Source organism: Ruminococcus sp. D54t1_190329_F1, assembly GCF_015551645.1.
Taxonomy (GTDB): Bacteria; Bacillota; Clostridia; order Lachnospirales; family Lachnospiraceae; genus Blautia_A; species Blautia_A faecis.
Map to the genome: position 1 here is coordinate 1 of NZ_JADNDC010000091.1, position 1,880 is coordinate 1,880.

The following is a 1,880-nucleotide window of genomic DNA, read 5'->3' on the forward strand; positions in this document are numbered from 1 at the left end:
GGAAATGCTTCACAAAATTGTGATCTGCATTATCACGGCTCTTTTACTCTCTGTTTACTTTCAAAACTGTAAGTGTACAAATATATTGCTTGTGATTGAAGATAATGGTTGTGGAATAAAAGCGTCTGATTTATCCCGTGTATTTGAAAAAGGTTTTACGGGTTCAAATAGAAACAAGGCAAATGCAACGGGTATGGGACTGTATCTATCGAAAAAATTATGCGATAGGTTGGGCTTGAAATTGGATATTGCTTCTACGGAAAAAGAATATACAAGACTGACCATTACATTTCCAAAAGGAACAGTTCATAATTTTTCAGAGTAATTTGAAAACCATGCCAACATTGATACGGTGCTTTAAGGGGGCTTGCATTATGGAAAGCTTTAAGTACAATTCTTTGCAATCAAATTCCACCTAATAGCACACTATTAAAAATTGAATATGTTTTAGCTTTAAAGGCTCGTACAGACTATATGTTTTGTGCGGGCTTTTTTCATACCCGAAAAAAATTTAAAAATTTTTCAAAAGAGGTCATTAAATCACACCTTTCATTCCCTATATGGTGCGGAAAGAGGGATAAACACTTTTCAAATCATAGTGGAAAGGGGGTGAGATTGATGAAACCGTCTGACTTCCAGAAAACAGTTCAATGTCGCTTTGAAAGTTGTTTGAAGAAAGTTGTCCGTCATATTGTAAAGGACTACCAACAAGGATTGAAACGACGAAAAGATAAAGAAATTCCATTCTGTGAACTTCCAGAAATTTTCGTTGAAAATTTTGCTGTGTGGGATGACTACGAAACAGATTATACAATCTTTTCAGTATGTGGCATTGATATTCGTGTCCTTGATGATGAGCTGGCAGAAGCCTTGAAAAAACTTCCAGAAAGAAAGAGAAATACTCTGTTAATGTATTACTTCTTGGAAATGACAGAAAGTGAAATTGCCAACTTACAAAAGATTACGCAAAGCGGTGTATTTAGAAACCGACATCATGCTTTGGAAACTATGAAAAAAATACTAAAGGAGAAGCAGTAAAATGAAGCAAACATTTAAGAAGCCGTCCTACTATTTGCTTTCGCAAGCAATGGACGGGGACGAAAAAGCGATTGAAAAAATACTGGCATTTTATGACCCGTACATATCAAAGTGCTGTTTGCGTCCACTCTATGATGAATACGGCAATGTCTATATTGTTGTAGATATGGAGTTAAAGGGACTTATCCGAGAAGCACTTATCAAAATGATTTTAGGGTTTGATATTGCCTTAGAAATCGAAGAAGAATAAGCAGTTTTTAGCAGAGCATGGTTTAATGTCCCCCTCTTTCCTGCTCTGCCCTGCTTTTACATGAAAGCAACACGCTTTCGCCACAGCTCTTTGACAACTGAATAAAGCAGACAGATACGTTTGTGAGATAGCGAGCCACGGGGACTGTACGCCACGACCTTTCCAAAAGAAAGCGAGCGACCCACGCAGTGATCCGAGAGCGACTGTTGGAAAAGTCGTTTTGCCATGACCTATCCTCACAGAATAATGATACGTCCGCATGGTGCGGTTCTGCCCACAAGAATGGGAATAGTTGAGATACTAATGGAGCTTTCCAAAGCCGTCTGTCTGCTTGTAAAAAAACAACACACAGTAAAGGGGGTGCATAGATTATGAACAATACTGATGTGCCTATCTGGGAAAAATATACGCTGACGATTGAAGAAGCGTCTAAATACTTCCGCATTGGCGAAAAAAAATTGCGTAAATTAGCCGAAGAAAATATTGACGCTGGCTGGGTTATCGTGAACGGTAATCGTATTCAGATTAAGCGAAAACAATTTGAAAAAATCATAGATACATTGGACGAAATCTAATGTCATTGAGCCGTAGA

4 protein-coding genes are annotated in these 1,880 nt (G+C 38.0%); all 4 read left to right on the top strand.

Annotated features, from left to right (window positions below; genetic code table 11):
* Positions 1 to 325, top strand: a 325-nt coding sequence (locus tag I2D69_RS19615; RefSeq protein ID WP_243243861.1) for an ATP-binding protein, incomplete at its 5' end; no start/stop codon positions are given.
* A 293-nt stretch (positions 326 to 618) separates the two neighbouring features.
* The gene (locus tag I2D69_RS19620; protein ID WP_044998991.1) at positions 619 to 1,038 is read left to right on the top strand and encodes a sigma-70 family RNA polymerase sigma factor; all 420 of its coding nucleotides are present in this window, start codon (positions 619 to 621) and stop codon (positions 1,036 to 1,038) included.
* A 1-nt stretch (position 1,039) separates the two neighbouring features.
* Positions 1,040 to 1,288, top strand: coding sequence for a helix-turn-helix domain-containing protein (locus I2D69_RS19625; protein WP_004613734.1), 249 nt, complete (start codon positions 1,040 to 1,042; stop codon positions 1,286 to 1,288).
* A 371-nt stretch (positions 1,289 to 1,659) separates the two neighbouring features.
* Positions 1,660 to 1,863: an excisionase gene (locus I2D69_RS19630; protein ID WP_004613735.1), complete on the top strand. Its 204-nt coding sequence runs from the start codon at positions 1,660 to 1,662 to the stop codon at positions 1,861 to 1,863.
* Positions 1,864 to 1,880: the final 17 nt, after the last annotated feature.